Below are 22,009 nucleotides of genomic sequence, written 5' to 3' on the forward strand. Positions count from 1 at the left end.
GTCCGCTACGCGAACCCCCCGTTGCTCAGGAGGAGTTGGCCGTTGATCCACTGACCTTCCGGTGAGCAGAGGAAGTCGACGAGGTGGGCGGTGTCCTGTGGAGTGCCGAGACGGTTGAGCGGTGTCTGCCGCAGGATCTGCGCCCGCCCCTCCTCGGTCATCCAACCGGTGTCCACCGGGCCAGGGTTGATGACGTTGGCGGTGATCCCGAGGTGGGCGAACTCGTGGGCGGCGGCCAGGGTGATGCGGTCCAGGGCGCCCTTGCTCGCGCCGTAGGGGAGGTTGTGCACGGTGTGGTCGCTGGTGAGGGCGATGATCCGGCCGCTGCCCGGAGCGGCGGCGAACCGTCGGCCGTACTCGCGGATCAGCAGCCAGGTGGCGCGCGCGTTGACCGCGAAGTGCCGGTCGAAACTCTCGACGGTGGTGTCGAGCAGACCGGAGTCGACGGACTCGCAGTGGCACATCACCAAGGCGGTGACGCCGCCCGGCCCCCGTCCGACCTCGCCGAAGACACGGGCCGGAGCGTCCGGGTCGGAGAGGTCCGCTTCGACGGCCAAGGCCGCGGCGCCGTGTTCCGTGAGCGCATCGGTGATGGCCGACGCCGCGCCGGACTCGACACCCCAGGACATGCGCTCGTCGTAGGGAGTCCAGTAGGTGAAGGCGATGTCCCAGCCCGAGGCCGCCAGCCGGCGGGCGATGCCCGCACCGATACCGACGGTGCGCCCCACTCCCGTGACGAGCGCGAGGGGGCGGGTGGACGGGTGGTCGGTGCTCGTCGTCATGGTCCGAGATCGTTCATGACGGGACCCGGGATCGGCAACCGCCTTTTCCTGGCGGGTGGTTGGGGCGGCGGAGTCGGCTGTGACGAGGGCTGCCCGCCCGTCGGTGTTCAGTAAAACGAACCATACGTTCACTATCCCTGGTTGGTTCGGCATAGTGAACGTATGGTTCATTCAATCGCGGCTTCTCGGGAGGGCGCGCAGATCAGCGCCTACCTCGACAACACGTACTTGGAGCAGATCGACACCACGGTCATCGCAGTCGGCGAGAGGGACGGGACGTCCTGGGTCGCCGTGGAGGGCTGTCTGTTTCATCCGCAGGGTGGGGGACAGCCCGCCGACCGGGGGTGGCTGGAGGATGTCGAGATCGTCCCGGTGCGGGACCGTGACTCGGGGCTGGTCGTGGCGACCGCGGCGGTGGGTGGCGGGCTGCCGTCCCTTGCCGTGGGAGAGCGGGTGCTAGCCCGGATCGATCTTGAGGCTCGGATGCTGCACGCCGCGCTGCATACCGCCGGACACCTCGTCGAGGCGGTCGGGCGGGCGCAGGGCTGGGAGATGGTCGGCAGCATCCACTTTCCCGGTCAGGCCCGCATCGAGTTCCAGGCGCCGCATGCGGACGTGCGGCTGGCCGATCCGGTCGGGCGGGAGGAGGTGACCTCCGTGCTTCGCGAGGGGGTGGCCGCCGCCGTCGCCGACGACCTGCCGGTTTCCGCTCGGTATCTGCCCGACGGGCGGCGCGTGGTGCATCTCGACGCGCTGCACTCCGCGCCGTGCGGCGGGACGCATGTGCGCAGCCTCGGGGATCTCGCCGAGCTGGAGCTGCCGACGCTGAAGGTCAAGAAGGGCCGTATCCGCGTGTCCTACTCCGCGACTCACCGGAGCCCTCGATGACGCCCCCGCCGTCCGGCCGCCGGCCGGTGAGCAGTACCGCCGCCGCGGTCGGCGCGAAGATTCGGCTGCGGCGCCAGCAGCGCGGGATGAGTGCCGCGGAGATGGCCCGGCGGGCCGGTCTGAGCAAGGCCACGCTGTCGCAACTGGAGGCCGGGAACGGCAATCCGACGATCGACACCCTGGACGCTATCGCGATCGCCCTGCGCATCCCGATCGCCGACCTCCTGGCGCGGGACGCCGACACCGGGCCGGTGTTCCGGCCGGCCACGGACATCGAACCGGGCGAGGTCTCACGGGAGTTGCTGCGCCGGATCAGCAGCGGCAACAGCCTGGAGATCTGGCGGCTGCGCATTCCGCCGGAGACGGAGTTGGCCGGAGTGCCGCACGCCACCGGCACGATCGAGCACCTGCTCATCGCCACCGGGTACGTCACCGCCGGACCCGTCGACGCCCCGCAGGACCTGGGCCCCGGCGACATGCTCGCCTTCGCCGGAGACGCCCCGCACTTCTACCGCACCGGCGCGGACGAGGTCGACATCACCGTCGTCTTCGCCTCCCCCATCAGCACCTGAGACCGAGGAACCCCCGCTCATGAGTACCACCGCCATCGCCACCACCCCCTCCAGCCGTGCCTTCATCAGCGACAACATGGCCGGAGCCTCGCCGGAGATAGCCCGGGCCGTCGCCGACGCGGCGGCCGGACAGGTGCTGCCGTACGGCAACGACCCCTTCACCGAGAGGGCCCGCCGCAGGCTTGGTGAGATCTTCGAGCGGGACGTCGACATGTTCCCGGTCTCCACCGGGTCCGCCGCCAACGGTCTGAGCCTGGCCGCCCTCACCCCGCCGTGGGGCAGCGTGCTCTCGCACCCGGAGAGCCACATCAACACCGACGAGTGCGGGGCGCCGGAGTTCTTCACCGACGGCGCCAAACTCGTCGGTGTCCCCGGCCCCGACAGCAAGATCGAACCCGACGCGCTGGAGGCGGCGGTGCGGCGCCGGGCCGGAGACGTCCACAGCGTGCAGCCGTCCGTGGTGAGCATCAGCCAGGCCACCGAGAGCGGCAGTGTCTACACACTGGGGGAGATCCGCCGGCTGTCCGGCATCGCGAAGGACGCGGGGCTGCGCGTCCACATGGACGGCGCGCGCTTCGCCAACGCGCTGGACCAACTCGGCGCCACCCCGGCCGAGATGACCTGGAAGGCCGGCGTCGACGTCCTGTCCTTCGGCGCCACCAAGAACGGCGCGATGACCGCCGACGCCATCGTCTCCTTCGACCCCGCACTCGCCGGCGAGCTCGCCTTCCGCGCCAAGCGCGCGGGCCAACTCACCTCCAAGATGCGGTTCCAGACGGCCCAGCTCGACGCCTACCTCACCGACGGTCTGTGGCTGCGCAACGCCCGCCGGGCCAACGAGATGGCCACCCGCCTAGGCGACGGCCTCAAGTCCATCGCCGGCGCGGGCCTGTTGGCCATCCCGCAGGCCAACATCCTCTTCTGCCGTCTGCCCCAGCACGTCACCGAAGGACTCCTCGCCGAGGGCTACGCCTTCTACCACGACCGCTGGGAACCGGGCATCGTCCGATTCGTCACCGCCTTCTCGCACAGCGCCGACGACATCGACCAGCTCCTCGACGCGGTTCGCCGCCACACCCGCTGAGTCACGGCGACGGGGGGTCGGCGAACTCCGTTGCGTCCAGGGCGAGTTGACGCCGACCGTCCTTGTCAGGCGGTGACGAGTGGCTTGAGCGGCGGTGCGAGTGTCGGCAGGACGGTGTGCAGGTTCCGGGTGACCTCGGTCAGGTCGGCGATGAACATGCCGGCGAGTTCCGCGGTGAACCCGGTACGCACCACCAGCCGTAGAACGGAGACGTCCTGGCACGGGGCGGGGAAGCTGTACGCGGGCAGATGCCAGCCGCGGGCGCGCATGCCGTGGGAGACGTCGAACACCGTGAAGCCCTGTGTGCCGGGGGTCAACCGGAAGGCGAACGCCGGGAGTTCGGAGCCGTCCGTGATCAACTCGTAGGGGGCGATGGTGCGGATGCGCGCGGCGAGGGCGCGGGCGGTGGTCCGGCTCTGGGACGCCAGATCCCGCAGCCCCTCGAAGCCGTAGCGGAGGAAGCTGTAGTACTGCGCGACGACATGCGCCCCCGGCCGGGAGAAGTTGAGCGTGAAGCTGGGGGAGCTTCCGCCCAGGTAGTCGACCTCGAACACCAGGTCCTCCGGGAGGGCTTCGGCGTCGCGCCACAACGCCCAGCCCAGGCCGGGGAAGACATGCCCGTACTTGTGCCCCGAGGTGTTGATGGAGGCGACCCGTTCGAGCTGGAAGTCCCACATGAGGTCCGGGTCGAGGAACGGGGCGACCATGGCGCCGGACGCGCCGTCGACATGCACGGGGATGTCGGTGCCGGTGGCGGCCTGGTATCCGTCCAGGGCCATGCAGATGTCCGCGACGGGCTCGTAGGAGCCGTCGAACGTGGAGCCGAGGATCGCCACGACACCGATGGTGTTGTCGTCGCAGTACGCGGTGAGCGCGTCGGGGGTGAGGTGGTAGCGGCCCGGCTCCATCGGGACGTAACGCGGCTCTACTTCGAAGTAGTTGGCGAACTTCTTCCAGCACACCTGCACGTTCGCGCCCATGATGAGGTTCGGGCGCGCGGTGTCCTTGCCCTGGGCGCGCCTGCGTTCCTGCCAGCGGCGTTTGAGCGCGAGTCCGCCGAGCATCGCGGCTTCGCTGGAACCGGTGGTGGAGCAGCCACGGACCCGCTCCGGGTGCGGTGCGTGCCAGAGCCGCGCGAGCATCCGTACGCAGCGCTCCTCCATGGCGGTGATCTGCGGGTACTCGGCGCGGTCGGCGAGGTTCTTCTCGGCGGTCTCCGCCATCAACTCCCTTGCCTGAGGCTCCATCCACGTCGTCACGAAGGTGGCGAGATTGAGGCGTGCGTTGCCGTCGAGCATCAGCTCGTCGCGTACGCGGCGGCAGATCAGATCGGGCGAGGACGACGTCTCGGGCAGTTCGTCGACCGGCAGCAGGAGGTCGGCGGCGGCCGGCTGCCCGGCGCGGCGGGAGACGGTCCGGGTGTCGAACCCGGCTTCGGGCCTGACGGCGGTATGCGGGATGGGCATGAGTGTGGGAATGCCTTTCTGGTCCGTGCGGCCCCGTGCATTCCGACGCTAGATCCACAAGCGGTGCGACGTATGTTCCGATTACACCGATCCAGTGATCGATTTGCGCACTGATGAACTGGATTTTCCCTTGTACATACTGGATGCCTCATTTTCCTGACCTCGGGCCCGGTGCCGGCGCACCGCGTCGCGGTTGGCACAGAGTTGGGAGCAGTAGCGCTGCCGCCCCGTGCGGGAGGTGTCGGCGAAGACCATGTCGCACTCGGACACGGCGCAGCGCCGGAGGCGGTGCATTCCGCGTCCCGCGAGATGCAGTGCCGTACCTACCGCGATCAGGGAGAACAGCACATCACCGAGCGGCTTCCGGTCGTCGCGGTAGTGGAGATGCCAGCCGCTGCCCGCGTGGTCGGTCATCCGCGGATACGCGGCGGCCTCCTCCAGCATCCGGTTGACCAGCGCCGCGCGCTCGTGCTCGTCGGCCGCGTCGACGACCTTCTCCCACGACGCCAGCGCGTACCGGGCGCGGTCGAGGTCCTGGGCGGTCGTCGGCCGCTCCAGCACCAGGCCGGCATCGCGGCAGCGGTCCGCGAGTTCCTCGGCGTCGGCGGGTGGCCGGTTGACCAGGTCCGCGGCCAGGTTCACGGCATCCTCGCCGTAAGGGTTGAGGTGCATAAGACCATTACAGCAGTCTGATCGCCATGCGACAACGCGATGACACAGACCCGTCCCGGGTGCGGCAGGCCGTGGAGTACGACCTCGTGGAGCTCGTACGGCTACGGGCGCTGCTGTTCGAGGACTTGGGCGGCGACTTCTTCAACCCCGCGTCGGCGGACGGCGATTGGCTGGACGCCCTGGCCGTCGTGCTCAAGGAACAGCTGACCGCGGACACCGTGCGCATCCTCGTCGTGGACGGTGACGACGGCACCCTCGCGGCCTGCGGCATCGGTACCGTCGAGCAGCGACTACCCGGACCGCACCTGCGCAACGGCCGGATCGGGCAGGTGCTCGGCGTGGTCACCGACCCGGCCCACCGGCGACGCGGGCACAGCCGCTCGATCATGCGGGGCCTGCTCGACTGGTTCCGGGACAGCGGCGTCTCCCGGGTCGACCTGCACGCCTCCGCCGAAGGCGAACCGCTGTACCGCGACCTCGGTTTCACCGAACACCCTGACCCTTCCCTGTACTGGCGCCCGTGACCGGCCGGGACGACGCCGCGCGCTATCGGTGGGCGGTCCTCGCCGTCGCCACCTTCACCCAGGCCGCGTCAGGCTTCTTCGTGCAGGGCATCGGGGCGATGGGCATCGTCCTGCGCCATGAACTGGCCCTGAGCGCCACGCAGTTGGGCCTGCTGATCTCGGCGGCCCAACTCGCCCCGCTGGTAGGGCTCACGATAGCGGGGGAGCTGCTGGACCATTACGACGAGCGCTGGGTCGTAGGAGCGGGCGCCTGCGTGGTCGGCGTGGCGCTCGGTGCGGGAAGCCTGGCGCCCGGATACGCCTCGCTGCTCTGCGTGTTGCTGGTCGTCGGCGCGGGATACAGCACGGTGCAGCCCGGCGGAAGCAAGTCGGTGGCGTCCTGGTTCGACGCGTCCCAACGAGGGTTCGCGATGGGTGTGCGCCAGGCGGGCCTGCCGCTGGGCGCGGCGCTCGCCTCGGCCGTACTCCCCGTACTCGCTGACGCCTACGGCTGGCGGGCGGCGCTCCTGGCCGGCGGCCTGGTCGCACTGCTGGGAGCCGCCGCCTTCATGGGCTTCTACCGCCGGCCGACCGGCCAAGTAGCCGTCCGGGCGCGGGAGTTGCACACCTCCCCGCCGAAGACACGCGCTACCCGTCTACGTCTGCTCCGGGAGCCGTCCATGGCGAGGATCATGCTCTCCGGGGCGAGTCTGATCTCGGTGCAGTGCGGCGTCGGCATCCTGACCGTGCTCCACCTCCACGACGTGGCGTCCGTCGGAGCGGGCCCGGCGGCCCTCGTCCTGGTCGTGGTCCAGATCGCGGGCGTTGCCGGGCGTATCGTTCTAGCCGCCCGGAGCGACCGCGGCACAGCCGGGCGCTACGCCACCGTCCGCCTCTGCATGGTCGCCGTCGTCGCGGGGATGGCCGTACTGCTGACCCCGCCGGGCCGTTCAACCGCCGTGGCCTGCTGCGCACTTGTCTGGCTCGGGTTCTTCGGATTCGGCTGGTACGGCCCATGGGTCGCCCATGTGACCGAGTCGGCGCCCCCGGGCCGGACGGGGTTCGCCCTGGGCCTGGCCATGTCCGTCAACCAGATCGCCATCGTCGCCGCACCGCCCCTGCTCGGCCTCCTGACGGACCTCACCGGCGGCTTCGCGGCGGCCTGGGGCCTCCTGATCGCGTTGGTCCTCGCGGCCCTGACGGTCTCGGCCCGCGCGGAGCGTGCCCGTCGGCCGAATCGCCTCACACCGGGCCACGACCTCAACTGCCAGGAAACCGGAGCCACTTCATGCCCAAACTGATCCCCGACGGCCGACCGCAGCGAGTGCTCGTCGCCTCGAACCTCATCTACACGTTGGGCAGCGGCCTCTACCTGACGGCCGGAGTCCTGTACTTCACGCAGGCGGTACGACTGCCGGCGGAACAGGTGGGGCTCGGCCTCGGCATCGCCGGACTCGTCGCACCGGCCGTCGGCATCGCCGTCGGTCATCTCGCCGACGTGCGTGGCGCCCGTGGCGTCTACGTGACCACGCTGCTGGTGCAGGCGCTGGCCACCGCCGGGTTCGTACTGGCCGACGGCTTCTGGTCGTTCGTCCTCGTGATCGGCCTGGCCGCCGCGGCGAAGGCGGCCGGACTCGCCGCCCGCACCCCGCTCATCAGGCACTACGGAGGAGACCGGCCGCAGGAGTTCCGCGCCCTGCTGCGTGCCGTCACCAACGTCGGAATCTCCTTCGGCGCGGTGGGCGCCGGCTGGATCGTCCAGGTGGGCACCCTGAACGCCTATCGCTGCATGGTCGTCGGCAACGCGATCGCGTTCGCCTGCTCGGCGGCGACCCTGATCCCGCTGCCGCCCGTCGCGCCCGGACCCGTGATGGACGGCCCCCGATGGCGCGCTCTTCGGGACCGTCCCTACCTCTTGCTGACCGTTCTCGACGGCGTGATGGCCATCCAGTTCAAGGTGCTCACCGTGGCCCTTCCGCTCTGGCTGATCGGCGCCACCACCGCACCGCACTGGCTCATCTCGGGCACGATGCTCACCGGCACGGTCATCGTCGTCGCCTTTCAGGTACGGGCCGGCCGCGGTGTCGACTCTCCTGCGGCCGGTGGACGTGCCTATCGTCGAGCGGGCGTGGCCTTCCTCGCCGCCTGCGCGCTGATCTCGCTCTCGGCGGGGACTCCGGCATGGACCGCCACGGCGCTGCTCCTCTCCGCCGTGGTCATCCACACGGTCGGCGAACTGTGGCACGCGGCGGCCGGCTTCGAGGTGTCCTTCGCGCTCGCCCCGCGCCACGCCACCGGCCAGTACCTCGGGGTGTTCGGCCTGGGGGCGGGCCTCGCCGAGGCGTTCGGCCCGGGGCTGCTCATCGCGCTGTGCATTACCTGGGGCCGCCCCGGCTGGTACGTCGTAGGCGCACTGTTCCTGCTCACCGGCCTGGCAGCGCCTCCCGCAGTCCGCCTGGCACTACGACACCAGCAGGCTCGACGGGCTCACGCCGAGCCTTTGCGCCTCCGGCGCCGGGCGGCGATCGTGTCGGCGACCGGTACCACGATCCAGCAGAGGTAGGCCCAGTGGGTGAGGAACGAGACCGGGATCGACACCAGGAAGCCCGCCGCCACCATGCCGATCCCGCGGATGGTCCGGGAGAACAGCTCGGGCGGAGTGCCGTTGCGGTAGAGCTCGTCACGGCGGACTTCGTTGACCATCAGTATGAACAGGAGACAGGCCGCGAACTGCACGACGGCGTAGAAGACGAACCGGGCCTGGAAGGCTCCGTGCCCGCCGATCACGTCGGTCGCGAACGGGGTTATCACCAGCATGAGCAGCCAGTACATGGTGAAGGCCGTCAACTTGCCGTTCGACGCCGTGACATAGCGGAACACCCGGTGGTGGGAGCGCCAGTGCGCGGCGATCACCACGAAGCTGATCATGAACGCGAGATAGCTCCCCCGGTGGTCCGAAGCCGAGTGCCACAGTTCGGAGTTGGTCGAGCCCTCCGGTACCGGCAGCTCCAGGGCCAGCAAGGTCAGCGCGATGGCGACCACCGCGTCCCCGAAGAACGTGAGTCGCTCCGCGGAGACCGCCCGGATCTCCATGTCCTCGTCCTCGGACGGCAGTTCTTGATCAGTCGAGACGTTCATGGCAGCAGAGGATGCCACAAGACGATGACCGTCTCGGACGCGCGTGATATCCCGGGCCGGACCTGGGGGAGTGGTACTGCTGGTCCTACCCGCATGCCTGGCGGCCGGGGCGGAGCCAAGAGGATCATCGAACCGACCGAGTCATCCCCGTGATCGCGCGGCACAGGACGCGGCACGGACGCAGAACGGACACCGTCATGACCCTGGCCTACCTCGCACAGCCCGAGCAGCAGCAGAAGCTCGAATGGCTCGACGGCGGTGAGTTCGCCGTACTCCTGGACGCGGCGGCCACCGGCGGACAGTTGACCGTGGGGCGGTTCTCCGTCGCCAAGGGCGAGGCGCCGCCGTATCACATGCACACACGTGAGGACGAGGTCTTCATGCTGATCAAGGGCAGTGCGCTGCTCTGGTGCGACGACGAGGAGATGGAGCTGTCGGAGGGCGGAATCGTCTTCCTTCCCCGCAACGTCCCGCACGGCTACCGGATCACCTCCGACACGGCGGATCTCCTCATGATCTGCACACCCGGCGGCATCGAGGGCATGTTCCGTCACGCGGGACGCGACCTGACGACCCCGCGCCCCGAGGGCTTCGAGATCTCCCGGGACCTCATGGCGGAGGCCGCCGACCAGTACGGCCAGATCATCGTCGGCCCGCCGCGCTGACCCGCGGCTCCCCTCACGGCTCTCACCGGAACCACGAAAGGCACAGCCATGTCCCGGCAACAGCGCCAGGCCCTCGACGAACTGCTGCGGCACGGTCCGCTCGACCTCGGCGGCGATGTCGCCGAACAGCGCGCCGTCTTCGGCGAGATGATGGCGTCCATCCCGTTGCCACCCGACGTCTCGACCGCGGTGGGCGAACTGGGCGGCGTACCGGTCGTCACCGTCGAGACCCCGGCGAGCGACCCGGCGACCGTGGTCCTCTACCTGCACGGCGGCGCCTACGCCATCGGCTCGGCTGCCGACGCCGTAGGTCTGGCCGCCGAGATCGTACGGCGCACCGACGCGCGCGCCGTGTGCGTCGACTACCGGCTGGCCCCCGAACACCCCTTCCCCGCAGCGGTCGACGACGCGCTGGCCGTCTACCGGGCCCTCCTCGACGACGGCCTGCCCAGCTCCGCGATCGCGTTGGTCGGCGAGTCCGCGGGCGGCGGTCTCGTCGCCGCGACCCTGGTCGCCGCGAAGGACGCGGGGCTGCCCCGGCCCGCGTCGGCCGCGGTGTTCTCCCCGTGGGCCGACCTGAGCGTGTCCGGCGCGAGCGTGGTGAGCAAGGCGGCCGTCGATCCCGCGCTGACCCCGGATGGCCTGCGCAGGCGAGCCCGCGACTATCTCCGTGACACGGACCCCACCACGCCTTACGCCAGCCCCGTCTTCGCGGACCTGACCGGTCTGCCGCCGCTGCTCATCCAGGTCGGCTCGCACGAGATCCTGCTCGACGACGCCGTACGACTTGCGGCGCGCGCCGCCGAGTGCGACGTACGGGTCGATCTGCAGGTCTGGTCCCAAGTACCGCACGTCTTCCAGGGGTTCGCGGTGATGCTCGACGAGGGCGCCGAAGCGCTCGACGCAGCCGCCGCGTTCACGCGGGCCCACTGGACGGACGTAACCGAAGGTGCCGAGGCGCCCGAGGCCGTCGGGTAAAGAATCCGTAGTGCGGAGGCCGAAGCTCCGTGTGTCGTACGGCGTGTCGACGACGATGTCGTGCATGGCTACGACGAACCACTTCGGCATCGCTCTGCGGGGGTGGCGAGAGCGCGTGTCACCACAGGACAGCGGGCTGGAGCCGGACGGAGACCGCCGCATCCCCGGACTGCGCCGGGAGGAACTGGCCCGGCTGGCGGGCCTGTCGGTCGACTACGTGGTCCGGCTGGAGCAGGGCCGCGCCCGCAACCCCTCGGCCCAGGTGGTCACCGCGCTGGCCAGAGCGCTGCGCCTCGAACCGTCCGAACGCGACCATCTGTTCCGCTGCGCCCACCTCGCGCCGCCCGCGACCGGGAACGTGTCCAGACACATGCCCGCGAGGGTGCACCGGCTCGTGGGGCAGTTGGCCGACAACCCCACCGCGGTGTTCGCCGCCGACTGGACCCTCATCGGCTGGAACGACATGTGGTCCGCCGCGATCGGCGATCCCCGCACCTACGGCTGGGACGAGCACAACCTCGTCGCCGGGATGTTCCGGCCGGGTGGCGGAACCGGACGGGAGCCGATCGCGGGCTGGCCCGTACGGTCCTGGGCGGGCGACGAGGTCGAGGAGGAGGATCTCGTCGCCGATCTGCGGGTCACGGCCGCCGCCCATCCCCATGACGCGCGGCTCGTCGCCTTCGTCGACCGCATGCTGCGCAACAGCCCGCGCTTCGCCCGCCTGTGGTCCAACGGCACGGCCCGCACCCATGTCGGAGACCGAAAGACCATAGAGCACCCCCGAGTTGGCGACATCGACCTCGACCTCGACGTGGTGATGGCCGCAGGCACCGACCTCAGGATCGTCACGTACACGGCGGCGGCCGGGACGAACGACGCCGAGAAGCTGGACGATCTGCGCGCCGCTCGCCCCCTGCCGGCCCGGGTCCCGTGAGGGTCGCGGTAGGTCAGTCCTCGTCCGTGCGCGACAGCGCGTCGGTGATCAGACGGGTCGCGGAGTCGGGGTCTTCCGTGATGCGGTTGATGTGTTCCGCGAGCAGGAAGGCGGTGGCCTCCAGCGGAGTCATCTCCTCCTTGGTCCAGTCCCCGTACTGCTCGCGCCACAGATTGGGGCTCAGCCCGATGCCCGCGGCGACGACCAGGCCGGCCATGGTGGGGATGGCCTCGGGCGGAACGCTCTTGGGCATCATGCGCAGCGTGCCCACGAGGGTGGGCACCACGTACTCGATGACGTCCTTGCCCTGACTCTCGTGCGCCTTCCGCAGCCACGTCATGAAGATGTAGATGAGGGTGCACGTGCCGTCCAGGACGTCGTCGATTCCCTCCGGACCCAGCGACGCGATGAACTGCTCCATCAGCGCCTGCTGTTCGGGATCGGCGCCCGTCCTGCCGTCGTGGACGGTCTTGAGCCGGGAGTCGACGATCATGAGCGCCGCACCCACGTCACCGACGGGAGCGTGCTGGGGGTCGAGGGGCGATGACACCGGATTCCTCCTCGGTTGGCCGCGACTGACAGCGCGTCGTGTCCGTGCGTATCCGTAGAGTATTCGTCCGGAGGGGTGCGGGACGGCCGTTTGCCATCTTCTGGAACCAGTCGCTAGGAGGCGGTGGTCGGCCAGGTGCGCAGCAGGGTGTCCAGCGCGTTGAGGATCTCGGCCCAACTCGTCTGTGCGTCGGGGGCGCTGTGGTCGAAGCCGCCGGCGGTCTCCAGGCCGACGTAGCCGCTGAAGACGCTGCCCAACAGTCGTACCGCGTGCGTCTGTTGCGGTTCGGGCAGGTCGTAGCCACGCAGGATCGCCCGGGTCATCTGCGCGTGCCGTACGCCCGCGCTGGCGGCGGCCGTCTCCGCGTCGAGCCGGAACCGGGCCGCGACGAAGCGCCCCGGGTGCTTGAGGGCGTAGTCGCGGTAGGCGTTCGCGAAGGCGGTCAGGGCGTCCTTGCCGGCCCGCCCGGCCACCGCCGCGGAGACCTGGTCGGCCAGCTCGTCCAGGGCGAGCAGGGCGACCCTGGTCTTGAGGTCGTGGGCGTTCCTCACATGCGAGTACAGGCTCGCGGTCTTGACGCCGAACCGCCGGGCGAGCTCCGCGGGGGTCGCCTGCTCGAAGCCGATCTCGTCGGCCAGGTCCGCGCCCGCCCGGACCAGTCGCTCCGTGGTCAGTCCCACCCGTCCGGTGCCCGCCATGGTCGCGTCCTCCGCATCGACTCCGTCATCCCCGACTTCGAATATTATGCATTTGCCTAAGTCGATTAGGCAAATTAGCGTGGCTGTTATGAAGCCGTTGACCGAGCAAGAGATCCGCACCGCGTTCGTGAACTGCACCAAGGGCGAGGCCAAACGCCTGGCCGTCCCCCGTGACCTGGCCGAACGATCCTGGGACGACCTGGACTTCCTGGGCTGGCGAGATCCTCAGGCCCCCGACCGGGCCTACGTCGTGACCGAGCTGGACGGCCGCCCGGTCGGCGTCCAGCTGCGCACCTCCGGCGCCGGCTCCTGGCAGCAGCGCCGCAGCATGTGCTCGGTGTGCCTGACCACCCACACCGGAGGCGTCTCCCTGATGGTCGCGCCCAGGTCGGGGAAGGCCGGACAGCAGGGCAACTCGGTCGGCGTGTACATGTGCAGCGACCTCGCCTGCTCCCTCTACGTACGCGGCAAGAAGGACACGGGCGTCGGCGCACGCCTCCACGAGTCCCTCACCCTGGAGGAGAAGATCCGGCGGACTGTGACCAACCTCGCCACGTTCATCGCGAGAGTGGGCGCGTGACCAGCAGCGCCCTCTCGAACGTGGAGCGATGCGCGGAGGTGTACGAGTGCTCCCGCTCGGACCACTCGACCCGGGAGCTGATCATCAACTCGGCTTCGTCGGGGCGGAGTTCTGGCTCGCTGAGGCGTCGGCGCCACCAACTCGCGTTGCGGGTCTGGCGGTCGAGCATCGCGTCGACCAATTCGCCACGGGCGGAGGCTCCGAGACCGTAGGCGTCAGCGAGGATCCGCACCTGGGCCGCCTGTGCCGCGGCGGGCGGCGCGGTGGTGCGGGAGGAGACGCACCAGGTCCAGGCCGCGTATCCGACGTCTTCGAGGGGTTCGCCGGGCGCGGCGGTGTCGAAGTCGATGAAGGCGTAGGGCAGACCGTCGCGGAACACGGCGTTGTTCGGGCCGGGGTCGTGGTGGCAGACGACGGGGCACACCCCGGCGAGCACGCAGCCACGGGTCGCGTCGTGCAGGGACCGGAGCAGCACACCGGCCGCCGCGACCTGCGCGTCGGTCCAGCGCCGGAACCTGGCGGGCACCCGGCCGGGAAGATAGCTGAACATGTCGCGTCCGGCGCCGTCGAGACCGAGATGACGTGGGGCACCGGCGAAACCGCGCCGCTCGAGATGTCCGAGAAGCCGCGCCACGAAGGGCGACGCCTCCGTGACCGGTCGGCGCACCGTGTCCCCGACACGCACCACGCCAGGAGTCACGCGCCCGCCGCGCAGGGGTACTTCGCCGTCCTGTCTCCGCATCTACCACCGCTCCGTTCATCGTGTCGAAGGCGAGGCCGGGGTTCGGGTTCGGGCGCCTCCGACCTGCTCGTCCCCGTTTGTTAGGCTCCCTTAGCCTCCCGCGGGGGAAGTCCGGTGAGAATCCGGCGCTGACCCGCAACGGTATGCGTGGCGACCCCGTGGTCGTCGCGTGAGCCCGATCGCCCGTGGGTGGCGCGACCCGTTGACTGCTCGCCGTGGACTGCGAGAGGGGACCCGAGCGGCCGGCACGGTCGTACGGGCTGTCTCCTCGGACGAGGCTCACCAGGCGGCCCCAGGTGAAGGACCGCCGATCGTGCGCCGACCTCCGAGCTCCGGCCCGGGCCGAACACCCCAGCCGCTGTTGATACTTGGGCTGCTGCTCCTGCTCTGCGTCTCCCTCGTGTGCGGCGTCGCACTGGGGGCGGCCGGCATCGGACCGGCGGACGTGTTCCGCTTCCTGTGGGCCGGAGTCACCGGCGGAACCGTGCACGCCGCCGACGCCGCCGACTACACCATCGTCTGGGAGATCCGGCTGCCGAGGGCCGTCCTCGCGGCCGTCGTGGGGGCCGGGCTCTCGGCCGTCGGCGTGGCCGTCCAGGCCATGGTCCGCAACGCGCTCGCCGATCCGTTCGTCCTGGGCATCTCCTCGGGCGCGGCGGTGGGCGCCAACGCCGTCATCCTGCTGGGCGCGTTCGCCGGCCTCGGCGTCTGGGCGCTGTCCGCTTCCGCGTTCGTCTCGGCGCTCGCGGCCATGGTCCTGGTGTACGCCGTGGCGCGCTCGCCGCAGGGCCTCACCCCGCTGCGGTTGATCCTCACCGGGACCGCGCTGGCCTACGGCTTCGAGGCCGTCACCACCGTGATGGTGTTCGGCGCGGCCCGTGGCGAGGCGGCCCGCTCGGCGATGATGTGGCTGCTGGGGAGCTTGGGCGGCGCGACCTGGGCACAGGTCCCGCTGGCCGCCGTCACCGTGGCGGCCGGCTGGGCGTGGCTGCGGTGGCGGGCGGAACCGCTCAACGCCCTCGCGATGGGGGACGAGACCTCCGCCGCGCTCGGCGTCCAACCCGCCCGACTGCGCCGGGAGTTGTTCCTCCTCACCGCGGCCGTGACGGGAACGGTGGTGGCGGTCAGCGGCGCCATCGGCTTCGTCGGGCTCATGGTGCCGCACCTGGTACGGATGCTCGTCGGCGCCGATCACCGCAGGGTCCTCGCGGTCGCACCCCTGGCCGGCGCGGTGCTGCTGGTGTGGGCGGACGTGCTCTCCCGGCTGCTGCTGTCGCCCGCCGAACTGCCGGTCGGTGTCATCACCGCCGTCGTGGGAGTGCCCGCCTTCCTGCTGCTGATGCGGCGCGGCGGCTATGCGTTCGGGGGGCGCTGATGCGGCTCGACATCGAGGGGCTGTCGGTCGACGCGGGCGCGGTGCGGCTGGTCGACGACATCCGGCTCGCCGTGGACTCCGGGGCCTTCGTCGGGCTCGTCGGCCCCAACGGCAGTGGGAAATCGACCCTGTTGAGGTGCGTGTACCGGGCGTTGCGGCCGGCCGGCGGCGCGGTCCGGCTCGACGGGAACGATGTGCACGCGATGGAACCACGGGCCACCGCCCGGGTGTTGGCCGCGCTGCCGCAGGAGTCGTCGGCCGAGTTCGGCTTCACCGTCACCGAGGTGGTCGCCATGGGGCGGCTGCCGCACCGGGACCGGACCGCCGCGTCGGACCGGGAGATCTGCGCCGAAGCCATGGAACGCACCGGCGTCGCCCACCTCGCCGACCGCGGGTTCCTCGCCCTGTCCGGCGGCGAGAGGCAGCGCGTCCTGATCGCCCGCGCACTCGCCCAGCGCCCACGGGTCCTCGTCCTCGACGAACCCACCAACCACCTCGACATCGCCCACCAGTTGGACGTGCTGTCCCTGGTCCGCCGCAGCGGCCTGACCGTGCTGGCGGCCCTGCACGACCTCAACCTCGCCGCAGCGCACTGCGACCTGCTGTACGTGATCGCCGCCGGCCGGATTGTCGCGTCCGGCGCACCGCACGACGTGCTCCAACCCGCCCTGCTGGCCGAGGTGTTCGGAGTTCGCGCGCACCCGGTACGGCATCCGGAGACCGGCGCCGTCCAGCTCCTGTTCGACCTGCTCCCACCCCCTACCTGAGGACCCTCATGCGCAAGCTGCTTGCCGCCGCTCTCTGCCTCGCCGCGACCGCCACCGGGTGCGGTGCGAGTGTCGAGTCGAACGACGACGCCCGGTCCACCACGTCGGTCACCCTCACCAACTGCGGCCAGAAGGTGACGTACAAGACGGTCCCGAAGCGAGTAGTCACCAACGACGTCGGCATCACCGAGCTGATGTTCGCCCTCGGACTGGAGAACCGCATGGCCGGGTTCGCCATGCCCGACGACAAGGGCGATCTGACCGACGTGCCCTGGAAGAACGGCTACCAGAAGGTCAAGTGGCTGTCCAGGGACCAACTCACCAAGGAGAACGTCCTGGACGCCCGCGCGGACCTCGTCTTCGCCGGCTGGAACTACGGCTTCCGCGACGACGGCGGCTTCACCCCCGACGCCCTGAAGAAGCTCGGTATCCCCTCGTACATCCTCACCGAGTCCTGCCGCAACGGCGGCACCGACACCTCACGCGGCATCATGCCGCCCCTCGACGCCCTCTACACCGACCTCACCAACCTCGGAAAACTCTTCGGCGTCGAAAAGCGCGCGACCACCCTGATCGCCGATTTCAAGAGGCAAACAGCCACCGTCCACAGCAAGGCCCCCACCAAGAGCCCCACAGTCTTCCTCTACGACAGCGGCCAGGACGCCCCGTTCACCTCGGGCCGCTACGCCGCCCCCGACCAGATCATCAGCGAGGCCGGCGGGGTCAACGTCATGCACGACGTCAACGACTCCTGGACCACGGTCGGTTGGGAAACCGTCGTGCGACGCAACCCGGACGCCATCGTGATCTGCGACTACGGCGACGTGAGCGCCGAACAGAAGAAGAAGTTCCTCCTCTCCTACGCCCCGCTCCGCAACGTCGCCGCCGTCAAACACCGACGGATCTTCGTCCTCGACTACGTCGACCTCGTCGAAAGCCCCCGCAACCCGTCGGCCATCGCCCGCCTCGGCGCGTATCTCCGCACGGTGGCGGCGGGGCAGGAGGCTTCGCCGTGACAAGTCCCGGTGGGACCGACACCGACGCCGATCAGCGGGTGGGGAAGGAAGTCAGAGCGAGCTCCCACTGGTCGGCCGCGTGGGCGAGTGCGGCCGTATCCACCTGTATCTCGACGAAGTACTGGTAGAGGTCCGGTCTGGCGTCGCCCTGCCGCCACGGGGGCGTGGCTTCCAGGGACAGGTGGACGCGGACCAGCGCCCCGCCCTCGCTCCGTTCGGCGAGGCTGAAGGCCAGCACCGGTTCGTTACTGTTCGCATGGTCACTGAGGTGCACCGCCACAGAATGTCACGCGGCCCTTCGGCGGTATGACCAAGGCTCCACCGCCCGGACTTGGTCGTAGCGCCCCAGGAAACGGAACGCGCCGCCTCTGGCCTGGTACAGGAACCCGGTGTTCTCCGGGTTCATCGTGTGGCTGGTGCCCCGGACGAAACGGATCGGCTTGGCCACCCCGTCGTACGAGAGGTGGAAGAGGCCCTCGGCGACCTGTGCGGGCTCGATGGTGGTCGTGGTCCCGAGTGCGTCCTGCTGTATTCGCAGCAGCATCCTCGGAAGGACCTCCGCCACAAGGGAGTTGAGCTCCTGCTCGCTACGGCCCCGCCCGCCGCACACGGAGGTACCCGCCACCACCGAGCCCAGTACTGCCTGTTGCCACCAGTACGGATACGGCCCCCCCCGCGCGTGTCACTGACACATTGCCCGGTCTCCAGCAGCAGATCGTCGCCACTGGTGTTGCCGCCCTCGCCCCGCGCCAACGACAGCGACTGCAAGCCCGCCAGCCGCTCACCCCGCCGCTGGGTCTGCTCCGTGCAGCCGAGGTCCTCCTCCAGCATCCGGGCCTGCTCCCACGACGCGTCCAGCGCCGTGCGGTGCACGGTAACCGTGGCCGACAGCCGCACGGCCCCCTTCCCGCCCGCCGCAGGCACCTCGAAGTGCCGGGTCAGCGTGGCCAGCGCGTCCCCGGGCAACGGCTCCAGCCGCCACACAGTCGTCCCCCAGTACCGCCCACTGCCCGGGTTCACTCTCGTACGGCGTCGCCCGCAGCACCCCGGTACCGAACAACTCCGGCCCCGAGATGACCCGTTCGATCAGCGTCCGGGCCTGCGCGGCGGTCTTCGGTTGCCGGGCCGGATCGATCTCGGGGTTGGCCGACGCGGCGGTCTGCGAACCTGCGGAAGCGGTGGTGTTGCCGCTCCGGGCCGTCCCGGACGCCGTCGGCGGCGACGCGGAACCGCCCGAGCCGCCACCTGTGCACCCCAGCAGCAGGGTCCCGCAGGCCGCCACCGCCCCACCGACCCGCAGTGCTCTGGCATACGCCACGACGTCGCCCCCTCTACGGCCTGCCGTACGGCCGACCCCGTGCCACCAGCGATGCACCCGGCTGCGGGGACGGTTCCCCGCCCTCCGCTTCTGTTTCCGGCTTCGCACAGGATTCGTACAGGCGAGGCGATCGTAGAGCTGGTGCCTCGTCAACTCTGGCTGTACAGAGGGCAGTTCGGTGTCGGACGCGGACTCACCTGGCGAGTTCGGTCGGCTCGTCCAGTTGCGTCAGCTTCCGCGGATTGCGCACCACGTAGATCCTGGTGACCCGGCCGTCCTCCACCACGAGACTGATCGCGGACGGCTCGCCGTCGACGTCCATCCGGCCCGCGGGTTCGCCGTTGAGCCACACGGGCGTGGTGTCGAACGCGGCCACCAGCGTGTTCGCGCGGGCGAGGATCGGTGCCACCAGCTCGACCCCGTGGATCGGGGCGAGCGCGGCGGCGACGACCCCGCCGCCGTCGGTCACCAGCACCACGTCCGGTGCCATCACCTCCATCAACTCCCGCAGATGGCCGGTCCGCAGGGCGTGCAGGAACCGTTCCACCACGGCCGCCTGCTCCGACCGGCTCACCTTCACCCGTGGCCGGCGGGCCGCCACATGCTCCCGCGCCCGCCGGGCGACCTGCCGCACCGTCGCCGCGGACTTCCCGACGACCTCCGCGATCTCGCCGTACGACAGCTCGAACACCTCACGCAGCACGAACACCGCCCGCTCGGTGGGCCCGAGCGTCTCCAGCACGGTCAGCATCGCGATCGACACACTCTCCGCGAGCTCGACGTCCTCGGCGACATCGGGGCTGGTGAGCAACGGTTCCGGCAGCCACTCGCCCACGTACTCCTCACGCCGGCGCGACAGGGTGCGCAGCCGGTTGAGCGCCTGCCGGGTGACGATCCGGATCAGGTACGACCGCGGGTCCCGCACCTGTGACCGGTCGACGTCGGCCCACCGCAGCCAGGACTCCTGCAGCACGTCCTCCGCGTCGGCGGCCGAGCCGAGCATCTCGTAGGCGACGGTGAACAGCAGGCCGCGGTGGGCGACGAAGGGGTCCTCGGTCATGCCGGCATCTTCCCCGTCCGCGGGGCCAGCGGGATCTCGCAGGCGTCGGAGTAGCCCTGCGAGGTGATGCCGTGGGCGGTGTTGCACCGGGCGGCCATGTTGGCGAAGCCGATGAACACGGTGAGTTCGACCAGCGCGGCGGGGCCGAGCTGCTCCAGCAGGCGCTGCGACAACTCGTCGGTGACGGTGGACGGCGTGGTCGTCATGGCCTCCGCGTACTCCATCACGTCCCGCTCCAGCGGCGAGAACACGTCCGCCTGCCGCCAGCGCGGCACCTGGCTCGCCTTCGTCAGGTCCAGGTTCTGGTTCAGCGCGAAGAAGTAGTTGACGTCGAGGCACCAACCGCACCCGACCTGCGCCGCCACGGCCATGTGCGCGAACGTCTTCAGACTTGCGTCCGCCGCGTCCCACGTGCTCACCTTCGCGGTGAACTCCTGATTGGCGGCAGCGAGTTCGGGGTGGTTCCACAGCACTTCGACGGGCTCGGGCACGGCCCCGAGCTGCTTGACCATGTTCTCCCGGAGCTCGACGGGAAGCTCGGCCTTCGGAACGCGAATCGTCACGGTGTCCTCCTGGTACGTGTGCGTGTCCCGGCCAGTACGTGTGTCTGTCCGGTGGTTCGGCATGAAGACACCGGCGGCCTCACGGATGTGACATCGGGACGATGCGGCACAGTCACACAGGCGATTGGCGTCGGCCACGCCGGCGGGAGCCCGCCGAGTGCGAGGCTCGGCGGGCTCCGGTGGGTGAGGGGTTTCGCTCAGCAGGAGTTGGACCACACGTGGGAGGAGATGTTGTCGTTCAGGGTCTCTCCGCCGCCGGATCCGTTGTTCGGGAAGTACCAGCCGGCGAGGTTGGAGTAGGCATAGCCGTTGGCGATGCAGGCCCAGGCTCCGGTGTAACCGAGGCCCCAGTAGACGTTGACGTCCTCGTACGATCCCGCGTAGCCGTTGTTCCAGAGGGCGCTTGCCTGGTTGCGGATGTTTCCGCCGGGGGAGCAGCTGCTCCAGTCGCTGTCGTTGCCCACCCAACGGCAGTACTTGCCGCCGTAGTTCGCGTTCTCGTATGCGTAGAAGTATCCGTCCGCCGTGGCCCCCGCCGGACCGGCGGCGATGGCGCTCGGCGACGACGGAGCCGACTCGGACGCCTGCGCGACGCCCGGTATCGCCGTCAGGGCCAGGGCGGTGAGCCCCACGGCGGTGAACGCGGTGGTGAGTTTGGTCCTGATCACTGGTCACTCCTTGGTTGGGCTGGTTGTGGTGGTGTCTGTTCGGTCGGTGGTCAGAAGGGCGCGGGCCCGTGGCAGGGCGGCGTTCTCCATCCGGAGCCTGTTGCTCACCTCGGCCCGGTACCGGTTCCGCAGCTGTGCGTCGTAGCGCCGGTCGAGGCGTTCGACGACGGTGGTGAACCCCGTGTCGTGGGCGCACTCGGCCTCGGCGACGGCTGTGCGGACCTCCTGTCGTCGACGTGCCGTGTTCTCCGGCGCCGTCCCGGGGGCGACGAAGGCGGCCCGCGCCCGGTCCGGATCGGTGTAGTGGAGTCCCCGCTGCCGCATACAGGCGGACCACTTCTTCACTGCGGCCTTGAACTCGCCGTCGGTCACGACCTGTTGGCGGCGCAGCGCGGGGAGGGCGCCGGTGACGACGTCCGCGCGGAACCAGGCGGGCAGGTCGCCGTACAGCTGCTTCTGGGCCTGCGCGGTGCAGCCGTCGGAGGTGCGCGTGACCGTCATGCCGAGCGGGGACCGGGTTTGTAGGCGTTCAGCGGACTGCTGCTCGCCGTTGTAGGCGGCGATGGCGCGTTGGCCGTCAGCCGGCTGAAGTCGCCTCAGGTAGCGCTGGTTGGGGTCGTTCGTGCGCAACTGTTCGCGTTGGGCCTGGAGATCGCTGCCGTAACCGTGCCGGGATGCCCAGCGAACGTCGTCGATCACGTAGGGGAAGTCGCGGTCCTCGGGGAGCGGCCGGCGGGGCACGGGCCAGGTCCGGAAGCCCCGGGCGGCCATGCAGGACTGGATGAGTCGTTGCTCCCCGTCGTGCAGCACGTCCTGGTCCTGTTCGGTGAGCGGCCGGGCCGCTGTGACTGTGGCGTTCGGAACGGGCGAGGACGGATTCGCCTCGCAGGAGACCGCGGTGAGCGAGGCCGCCACGGCCAGTGCGATGAGCGCGGTCTGCGGATGCGGCCGGTGGCGACGCATAACTCCCCTTAGTCGTCAGGTGTGTTG

The 22,009-nt window shown here is 70.2% G+C and carries 26 protein-coding genes and 1 riboswitch; of the genes, 13 read left to right on the plus strand and 13 right to left on the minus strand.

Going from position 1 to position 22,009, the window contains the following annotated elements; translation table 11 throughout:
- Positions 1-5 precede the first annotated feature (5 nt).
- On the minus strand, positions 6-782 hold the full coding sequence (locus OH768_RS51105) for an SDR family oxidoreductase (RefSeq protein WP_406464274.1): 777 nt from the start codon (positions 780-782) through the stop codon (positions 6-8).
- A gap of 162 nt (positions 783-944) precedes the next feature.
- Between OH768_RS51105 and OH768_RS51110 the strand changes: the two genes are divergently transcribed.
- The 3 genes from OH768_RS51110 to OH768_RS51120 are packed head-to-tail and all read left to right on the plus strand — an operon-like array spanning position 945 to position 3,326.
- Entirely contained in the window at positions 945-1,670 is a 726-nt protein-coding gene (locus OH768_RS51110; RefSeq protein ID WP_406464276.1) for a metal-dependent hydrolase, read from the plus strand.
- Positions 1,667-2,242, plus strand: a complete 576-nt coding sequence (locus OH768_RS51115) for an XRE family transcriptional regulator (protein ID WP_359611362.1) — start codon at positions 1,667-1,669, stop codon at positions 2,240-2,242. The genes OH768_RS51110 and OH768_RS51115 overlap by 4 nt, the downstream gene beginning before the upstream one ends.
- Before the next feature lie 19 nt (positions 2,243-2,261).
- A complete protein-coding gene (locus tag OH768_RS51120) occupies positions 2,262-3,326 on the plus strand; it encodes a threonine aldolase family protein (protein WP_406464278.1) in 1,065 nt (354 codons plus the stop codon).
- Between the two features lie 65 nt (positions 3,327-3,391).
- Here the strand turns inward: OH768_RS51120 and OH768_RS51125 are convergent, their stop codons facing one another.
- Both OH768_RS51125 and OH768_RS51130 read right to left on the minus strand, forming a co-directional pair.
- Positions 3,392-4,792, minus strand: coding sequence for a glutamate decarboxylase (locus tag OH768_RS51125; RefSeq protein ID WP_406464279.1), 1,401 nt, complete (start codon positions 4,790-4,792; stop codon positions 3,392-3,394).
- 81 nt (positions 4,793-4,873) lie between these two features.
- Positions 4,874-5,464 (minus strand): CGNR zinc finger domain-containing protein, encoded by a 591-nt coding sequence (locus OH768_RS51130; protein WP_406464281.1) that lies wholly within the window; start codon positions 5,462-5,464, stop codon positions 4,874-4,876.
- Between the two features lie 26 nt (positions 5,465-5,490).
- Between OH768_RS51130 and OH768_RS51135 the strand changes: the two genes are divergently transcribed.
- Genes OH768_RS51135 through OH768_RS51145 form a run of 3 tightly spaced genes read left to right on the plus strand, consistent with a single transcriptional unit; the run spans position 5,491 to position 8,530 of the window.
- Positions 5,491-5,988 (plus strand): GNAT family N-acetyltransferase, encoded by a 498-nt coding sequence (locus OH768_RS51135; protein WP_406464283.1) that lies wholly within the window; start codon positions 5,491-5,493, stop codon positions 5,986-5,988.
- The gene (locus tag OH768_RS51140; RefSeq protein ID WP_406464284.1) at positions 5,985-7,268 is read left to right on the plus strand and encodes an MFS transporter; all 1,284 of its coding nucleotides are present in this window, start codon (positions 5,985-5,987) and stop codon (positions 7,266-7,268) included. The genes OH768_RS51135 and OH768_RS51140 overlap by 4 nt, the downstream gene beginning before the upstream one ends.
- On the plus strand, positions 7,256-8,530 hold the full coding sequence (locus OH768_RS51145; protein WP_406464286.1) for an MFS transporter: 1,275 nt from the start codon (positions 7,256-7,258) through the stop codon (positions 8,528-8,530). Before OH768_RS51140 ends, OH768_RS51145 begins: the two co-directional genes overlap by 13 nt.
- Here the strand turns inward: OH768_RS51145 and OH768_RS51150 are convergent.
- Positions 8,455-9,105 carry a TMEM175 family protein gene (locus OH768_RS51150; RefSeq protein WP_406464288.1) on the minus strand — a complete coding sequence of 217 codons (651 nt, stop codon included), beginning with the start codon at positions 9,103-9,105 and terminating at the stop codon, positions 8,455-8,457. The genes OH768_RS51145 and OH768_RS51150 overlap by 76 nt on opposite strands.
- A gap of 197 nt (positions 9,106-9,302) precedes the next feature.
- Between OH768_RS51150 and OH768_RS51155 the strand changes: the two genes are divergently transcribed.
- The 3 genes from OH768_RS51155 (at position 9,303) to OH768_RS51165 (ending at position 11,682) form a co-directional block, all read left to right on the plus strand.
- A complete protein-coding gene (locus OH768_RS51155; protein WP_406464290.1) occupies positions 9,303-9,770 on the plus strand; it encodes a cupin domain-containing protein in 468 nt (155 codons plus the stop codon).
- Between the two features lie 48 nt (positions 9,771-9,818).
- Positions 9,819-10,748 carry an alpha/beta hydrolase gene (locus tag OH768_RS51160; RefSeq protein ID WP_406464292.1) on the plus strand — a complete coding sequence of 310 codons (930 nt, stop codon included), beginning with the start codon at positions 9,819-9,821 and terminating at the stop codon, positions 10,746-10,748.
- A gap of 64 nt (positions 10,749-10,812) precedes the next feature.
- Complete coding sequence (locus OH768_RS51165) at positions 10,813-11,682, plus strand: helix-turn-helix transcriptional regulator (protein WP_406464294.1); 870 nt, start codon at positions 10,813-10,815, stop codon at positions 11,680-11,682.
- Between the two features lie 13 nt (positions 11,683-11,695).
- Here the strand turns inward: OH768_RS51165 and OH768_RS51170 are convergent, their stop codons facing one another.
- Both OH768_RS51170 and OH768_RS51175 read right to left on the minus strand, forming a co-directional pair.
- Positions 11,696-12,232: a hypothetical protein gene (locus OH768_RS51170; RefSeq protein WP_406464295.1), complete on the minus strand. Its 537-nt coding sequence runs from the start codon at positions 12,230-12,232 to the stop codon at positions 11,696-11,698.
- 113 nt (positions 12,233-12,345) lie between these two features.
- Positions 12,346-12,930, minus strand: a complete 585-nt coding sequence (locus OH768_RS51175) for a TetR/AcrR family transcriptional regulator (RefSeq protein ID WP_406464297.1) — start codon at positions 12,928-12,930, stop codon at positions 12,346-12,348.
- An 88-nt stretch (positions 12,931-13,018) separates the two neighbouring features.
- Here OH768_RS51175 and OH768_RS51180 point away from each other — a divergent pair, with 88 nt between their 5' ends.
- Positions 13,019-13,510: an FBP domain-containing protein gene (locus tag OH768_RS51180; RefSeq protein WP_406464299.1), complete on the plus strand. Its 492-nt coding sequence runs from the start codon at positions 13,019-13,021 to the stop codon at positions 13,508-13,510.
- Here OH768_RS51180 and OH768_RS51185 read toward each other — a convergent pair.
- Positions 13,488-14,252: a phosphotransferase gene (locus OH768_RS51185; RefSeq protein ID WP_406464300.1), complete on the minus strand. Its 765-nt coding sequence runs from the start codon at positions 14,250-14,252 to the stop codon at positions 13,488-13,490. The two genes, OH768_RS51180 and OH768_RS51185, sit on opposite strands and share 23 nt — an antisense overlap.
- Positions 14,253-14,355: 103 nt before the next feature.
- A riboswitch (cobalamin riboswitch) is annotated at positions 14,356-14,437 on the plus strand.
- 128 nt (positions 14,438-14,565) lie between these two features.
- On the opposite strand from OH768_RS51185, the gene OH768_RS51190 reads away from it, so the two are divergent.
- From OH768_RS51190 to OH768_RS51200, 3 genes are read left to right on the plus strand one after another with little or no spacing between them, the layout of a single operon-like run.
- Positions 14,566-15,627 carry a FecCD family ABC transporter permease gene (locus OH768_RS51190; RefSeq protein ID WP_406464302.1) on the plus strand — a complete coding sequence of 354 codons (1,062 nt, stop codon included), beginning with the start codon at positions 14,566-14,568 and terminating at the stop codon, positions 15,625-15,627.
- The gene (locus tag OH768_RS51195; protein WP_406464304.1) at positions 15,627-16,394 is read left to right on the plus strand and encodes an ABC transporter ATP-binding protein; all 768 of its coding nucleotides are present in this window, start codon (positions 15,627-15,629) and stop codon (positions 16,392-16,394) included. Before OH768_RS51190 ends, OH768_RS51195 begins: the two co-directional genes overlap by 1 nt.
- Positions 16,395-16,402: 8 nt before the next feature.
- Complete coding sequence (locus OH768_RS51200) at positions 16,403-17,410, plus strand: ABC transporter substrate-binding protein (RefSeq protein ID WP_406464305.1); 1,008 nt, start codon at positions 16,403-16,405, stop codon at positions 17,408-17,410.
- A 31-nt stretch (positions 17,411-17,441) separates the two neighbouring features.
- Here OH768_RS51200 and OH768_RS51205 read toward each other — a convergent pair whose 3' ends face one another.
- The 6 genes from OH768_RS51205 to OH768_RS51230 all read right to left on the minus strand — a co-directional run bounded on the left by OH768_RS51205 (position 17,442) and on the right by OH768_RS51230 (position 21,982).
- Complete coding sequence (locus OH768_RS51205; RefSeq protein ID WP_406464307.1) at positions 17,442-17,648, minus strand: hypothetical protein; 207 nt, start codon at positions 17,646-17,648, stop codon at positions 17,442-17,444.
- Between the two features lie 48 nt (positions 17,649-17,696).
- Positions 17,697-17,954 carry a hypothetical protein gene (locus tag OH768_RS51210; protein WP_406464308.1) on the minus strand — a complete coding sequence of 86 codons (258 nt, stop codon included), beginning with the start codon at positions 17,952-17,954 and terminating at the stop codon, positions 17,697-17,699.
- A 967-nt stretch (positions 17,955-18,921) separates the two neighbouring features.
- Complete coding sequence (locus OH768_RS51215; RefSeq protein WP_406464310.1) at positions 18,922-19,788, minus strand: RNA polymerase sigma-70 factor; 867 nt, start codon at positions 19,786-19,788, stop codon at positions 18,922-18,924.
- Positions 19,785-20,351: a carboxymuconolactone decarboxylase family protein gene (locus tag OH768_RS51220; RefSeq protein WP_406464312.1), complete on the minus strand. Its 567-nt coding sequence runs from the start codon at positions 20,349-20,351 to the stop codon at positions 19,785-19,787. Before OH768_RS51220 ends, OH768_RS51215 begins: the two co-directional genes overlap by 4 nt.
- Before the next feature lie 197 nt (positions 20,352-20,548).
- Positions 20,549-21,019 carry a peptidase inhibitor family I36 protein gene (locus OH768_RS51225; protein ID WP_406464314.1) on the minus strand — a complete coding sequence of 157 codons (471 nt, stop codon included), beginning with the start codon at positions 21,017-21,019 and terminating at the stop codon, positions 20,549-20,551.
- 3 nt (positions 21,020-21,022) lie between these two features.
- The gene (locus tag OH768_RS51230; RefSeq protein WP_406464316.1) at positions 21,023-21,982 is read right to left on the minus strand and encodes a hypothetical protein; all 960 of its coding nucleotides are present in this window, start codon (positions 21,980-21,982) and stop codon (positions 21,023-21,025) included.
- Positions 21,983-22,009: the final 27 nt, after the last annotated feature.

It is taken from the genome of Streptomyces sp. NBC_01622, from assembly GCF_045209635.1.
Classification (GTDB): Bacteria; Actinomycetota; Actinomycetes; order Streptomycetales; family Streptomycetaceae; genus Streptomyces.

What these genes read in the sequence shown, in the direction of transcription:
- OH768_RS51105 (WP_406464274.1), bottom strand. Translation starts at nt 782, where the DNA reads ATGACGACGAGCACCGACCACCCGTCCACCCGCCCCCTCGCGCTCGTC.
- OH768_RS51110 (WP_406464276.1), top strand. Translation starts at nt 945, where the DNA reads ATGGTTCATTCAATCGCGGCTTCTCGGGAGGGCGCGCAGATCAGCGCC.
- OH768_RS51115 (WP_359611362.1), top strand. Translation starts at nt 1,667, where the DNA reads ATGACGCCCCCGCCGTCCGGCCGCCGGCCGGTGAGCAGTACCGCCGCC.
- OH768_RS51120 (WP_406464278.1), top strand. Translation starts at nt 2,262, where the DNA reads ATGAGTACCACCGCCATCGCCACCACCCCCTCCAGCCGTGCCTTCATC.
- OH768_RS51125 (WP_406464279.1), bottom strand. Translation starts at nt 4,792, where the DNA reads ATGCCCATCCCGCATACCGCCGTCAGGCCCGAAGCCGGGTTCGACACC.
- OH768_RS51130 (WP_406464281.1), bottom strand. Translation starts at nt 5,464, where the DNA reads ATGCACCTCAACCCTTACGGCGAGGATGCCGTGAACCTGGCCGCGGAC.
- OH768_RS51135 (WP_406464283.1), top strand. Translation starts at nt 5,491, where the DNA reads ATGCGACAACGCGATGACACAGACCCGTCCCGGGTGCGGCAGGCCGTG.
- OH768_RS51145 (WP_406464286.1), top strand. Translation starts at nt 7,256, where the DNA reads ATGCCCAAACTGATCCCCGACGGCCGACCGCAGCGAGTGCTCGTCGCC.
- OH768_RS51150 (WP_406464288.1), bottom strand. Translation starts at nt 9,105, where the DNA reads ATGAACGTCTCGACTGATCAAGAACTGCCGTCCGAGGACGAGGACATG.
- OH768_RS51155 (WP_406464290.1), top strand. Translation starts at nt 9,303, where the DNA reads ATGACCCTGGCCTACCTCGCACAGCCCGAGCAGCAGCAGAAGCTCGAA.
- OH768_RS51160 (WP_406464292.1), top strand. Translation starts at nt 9,819, where the DNA reads ATGTCCCGGCAACAGCGCCAGGCCCTCGACGAACTGCTGCGGCACGGT.
- OH768_RS51165 (WP_406464294.1), top strand. Translation starts at nt 10,813, where the DNA reads ATGGCTACGACGAACCACTTCGGCATCGCTCTGCGGGGGTGGCGAGAG.
- OH768_RS51175 (WP_406464297.1), bottom strand. Translation starts at nt 12,930, where the DNA reads ATGGCGGGCACCGGACGGGTGGGACTGACCACGGAGCGACTGGTCCGG.
- OH768_RS51180 (WP_406464299.1), top strand. Translation starts at nt 13,019, where the DNA reads ATGAAGCCGTTGACCGAGCAAGAGATCCGCACCGCGTTCGTGAACTGC.
- OH768_RS51185 (WP_406464300.1), bottom strand. Translation starts at nt 14,252, where the DNA reads ATGCGGAGACAGGACGGCGAAGTACCCCTGCGCGGCGGGCGCGTGACT.
- OH768_RS51195 (WP_406464304.1), top strand. Translation starts at nt 15,627, where the DNA reads ATGCGGCTCGACATCGAGGGGCTGTCGGTCGACGCGGGCGCGGTGCGG.
- OH768_RS51200 (WP_406464305.1), top strand. Translation starts at nt 16,403, where the DNA reads ATGCGCAAGCTGCTTGCCGCCGCTCTCTGCCTCGCCGCGACCGCCACC.
- OH768_RS51210 (WP_406464308.1), bottom strand. Translation starts at nt 17,954, where the DNA reads ATGCTGCTGCGAATACAGCAGGACGCACTCGGGACCACGACCACCATC.
- OH768_RS51215 (WP_406464310.1), bottom strand. Translation starts at nt 19,788, where the DNA reads ATGACCGAGGACCCCTTCGTCGCCCACCGCGGCCTGCTGTTCACCGTC.
- OH768_RS51230 (WP_406464316.1), bottom strand. Translation starts at nt 21,982, where the DNA reads ATGCGTCGCCACCGGCCGCATCCGCAGACCGCGCTCATCGCACTGGCC.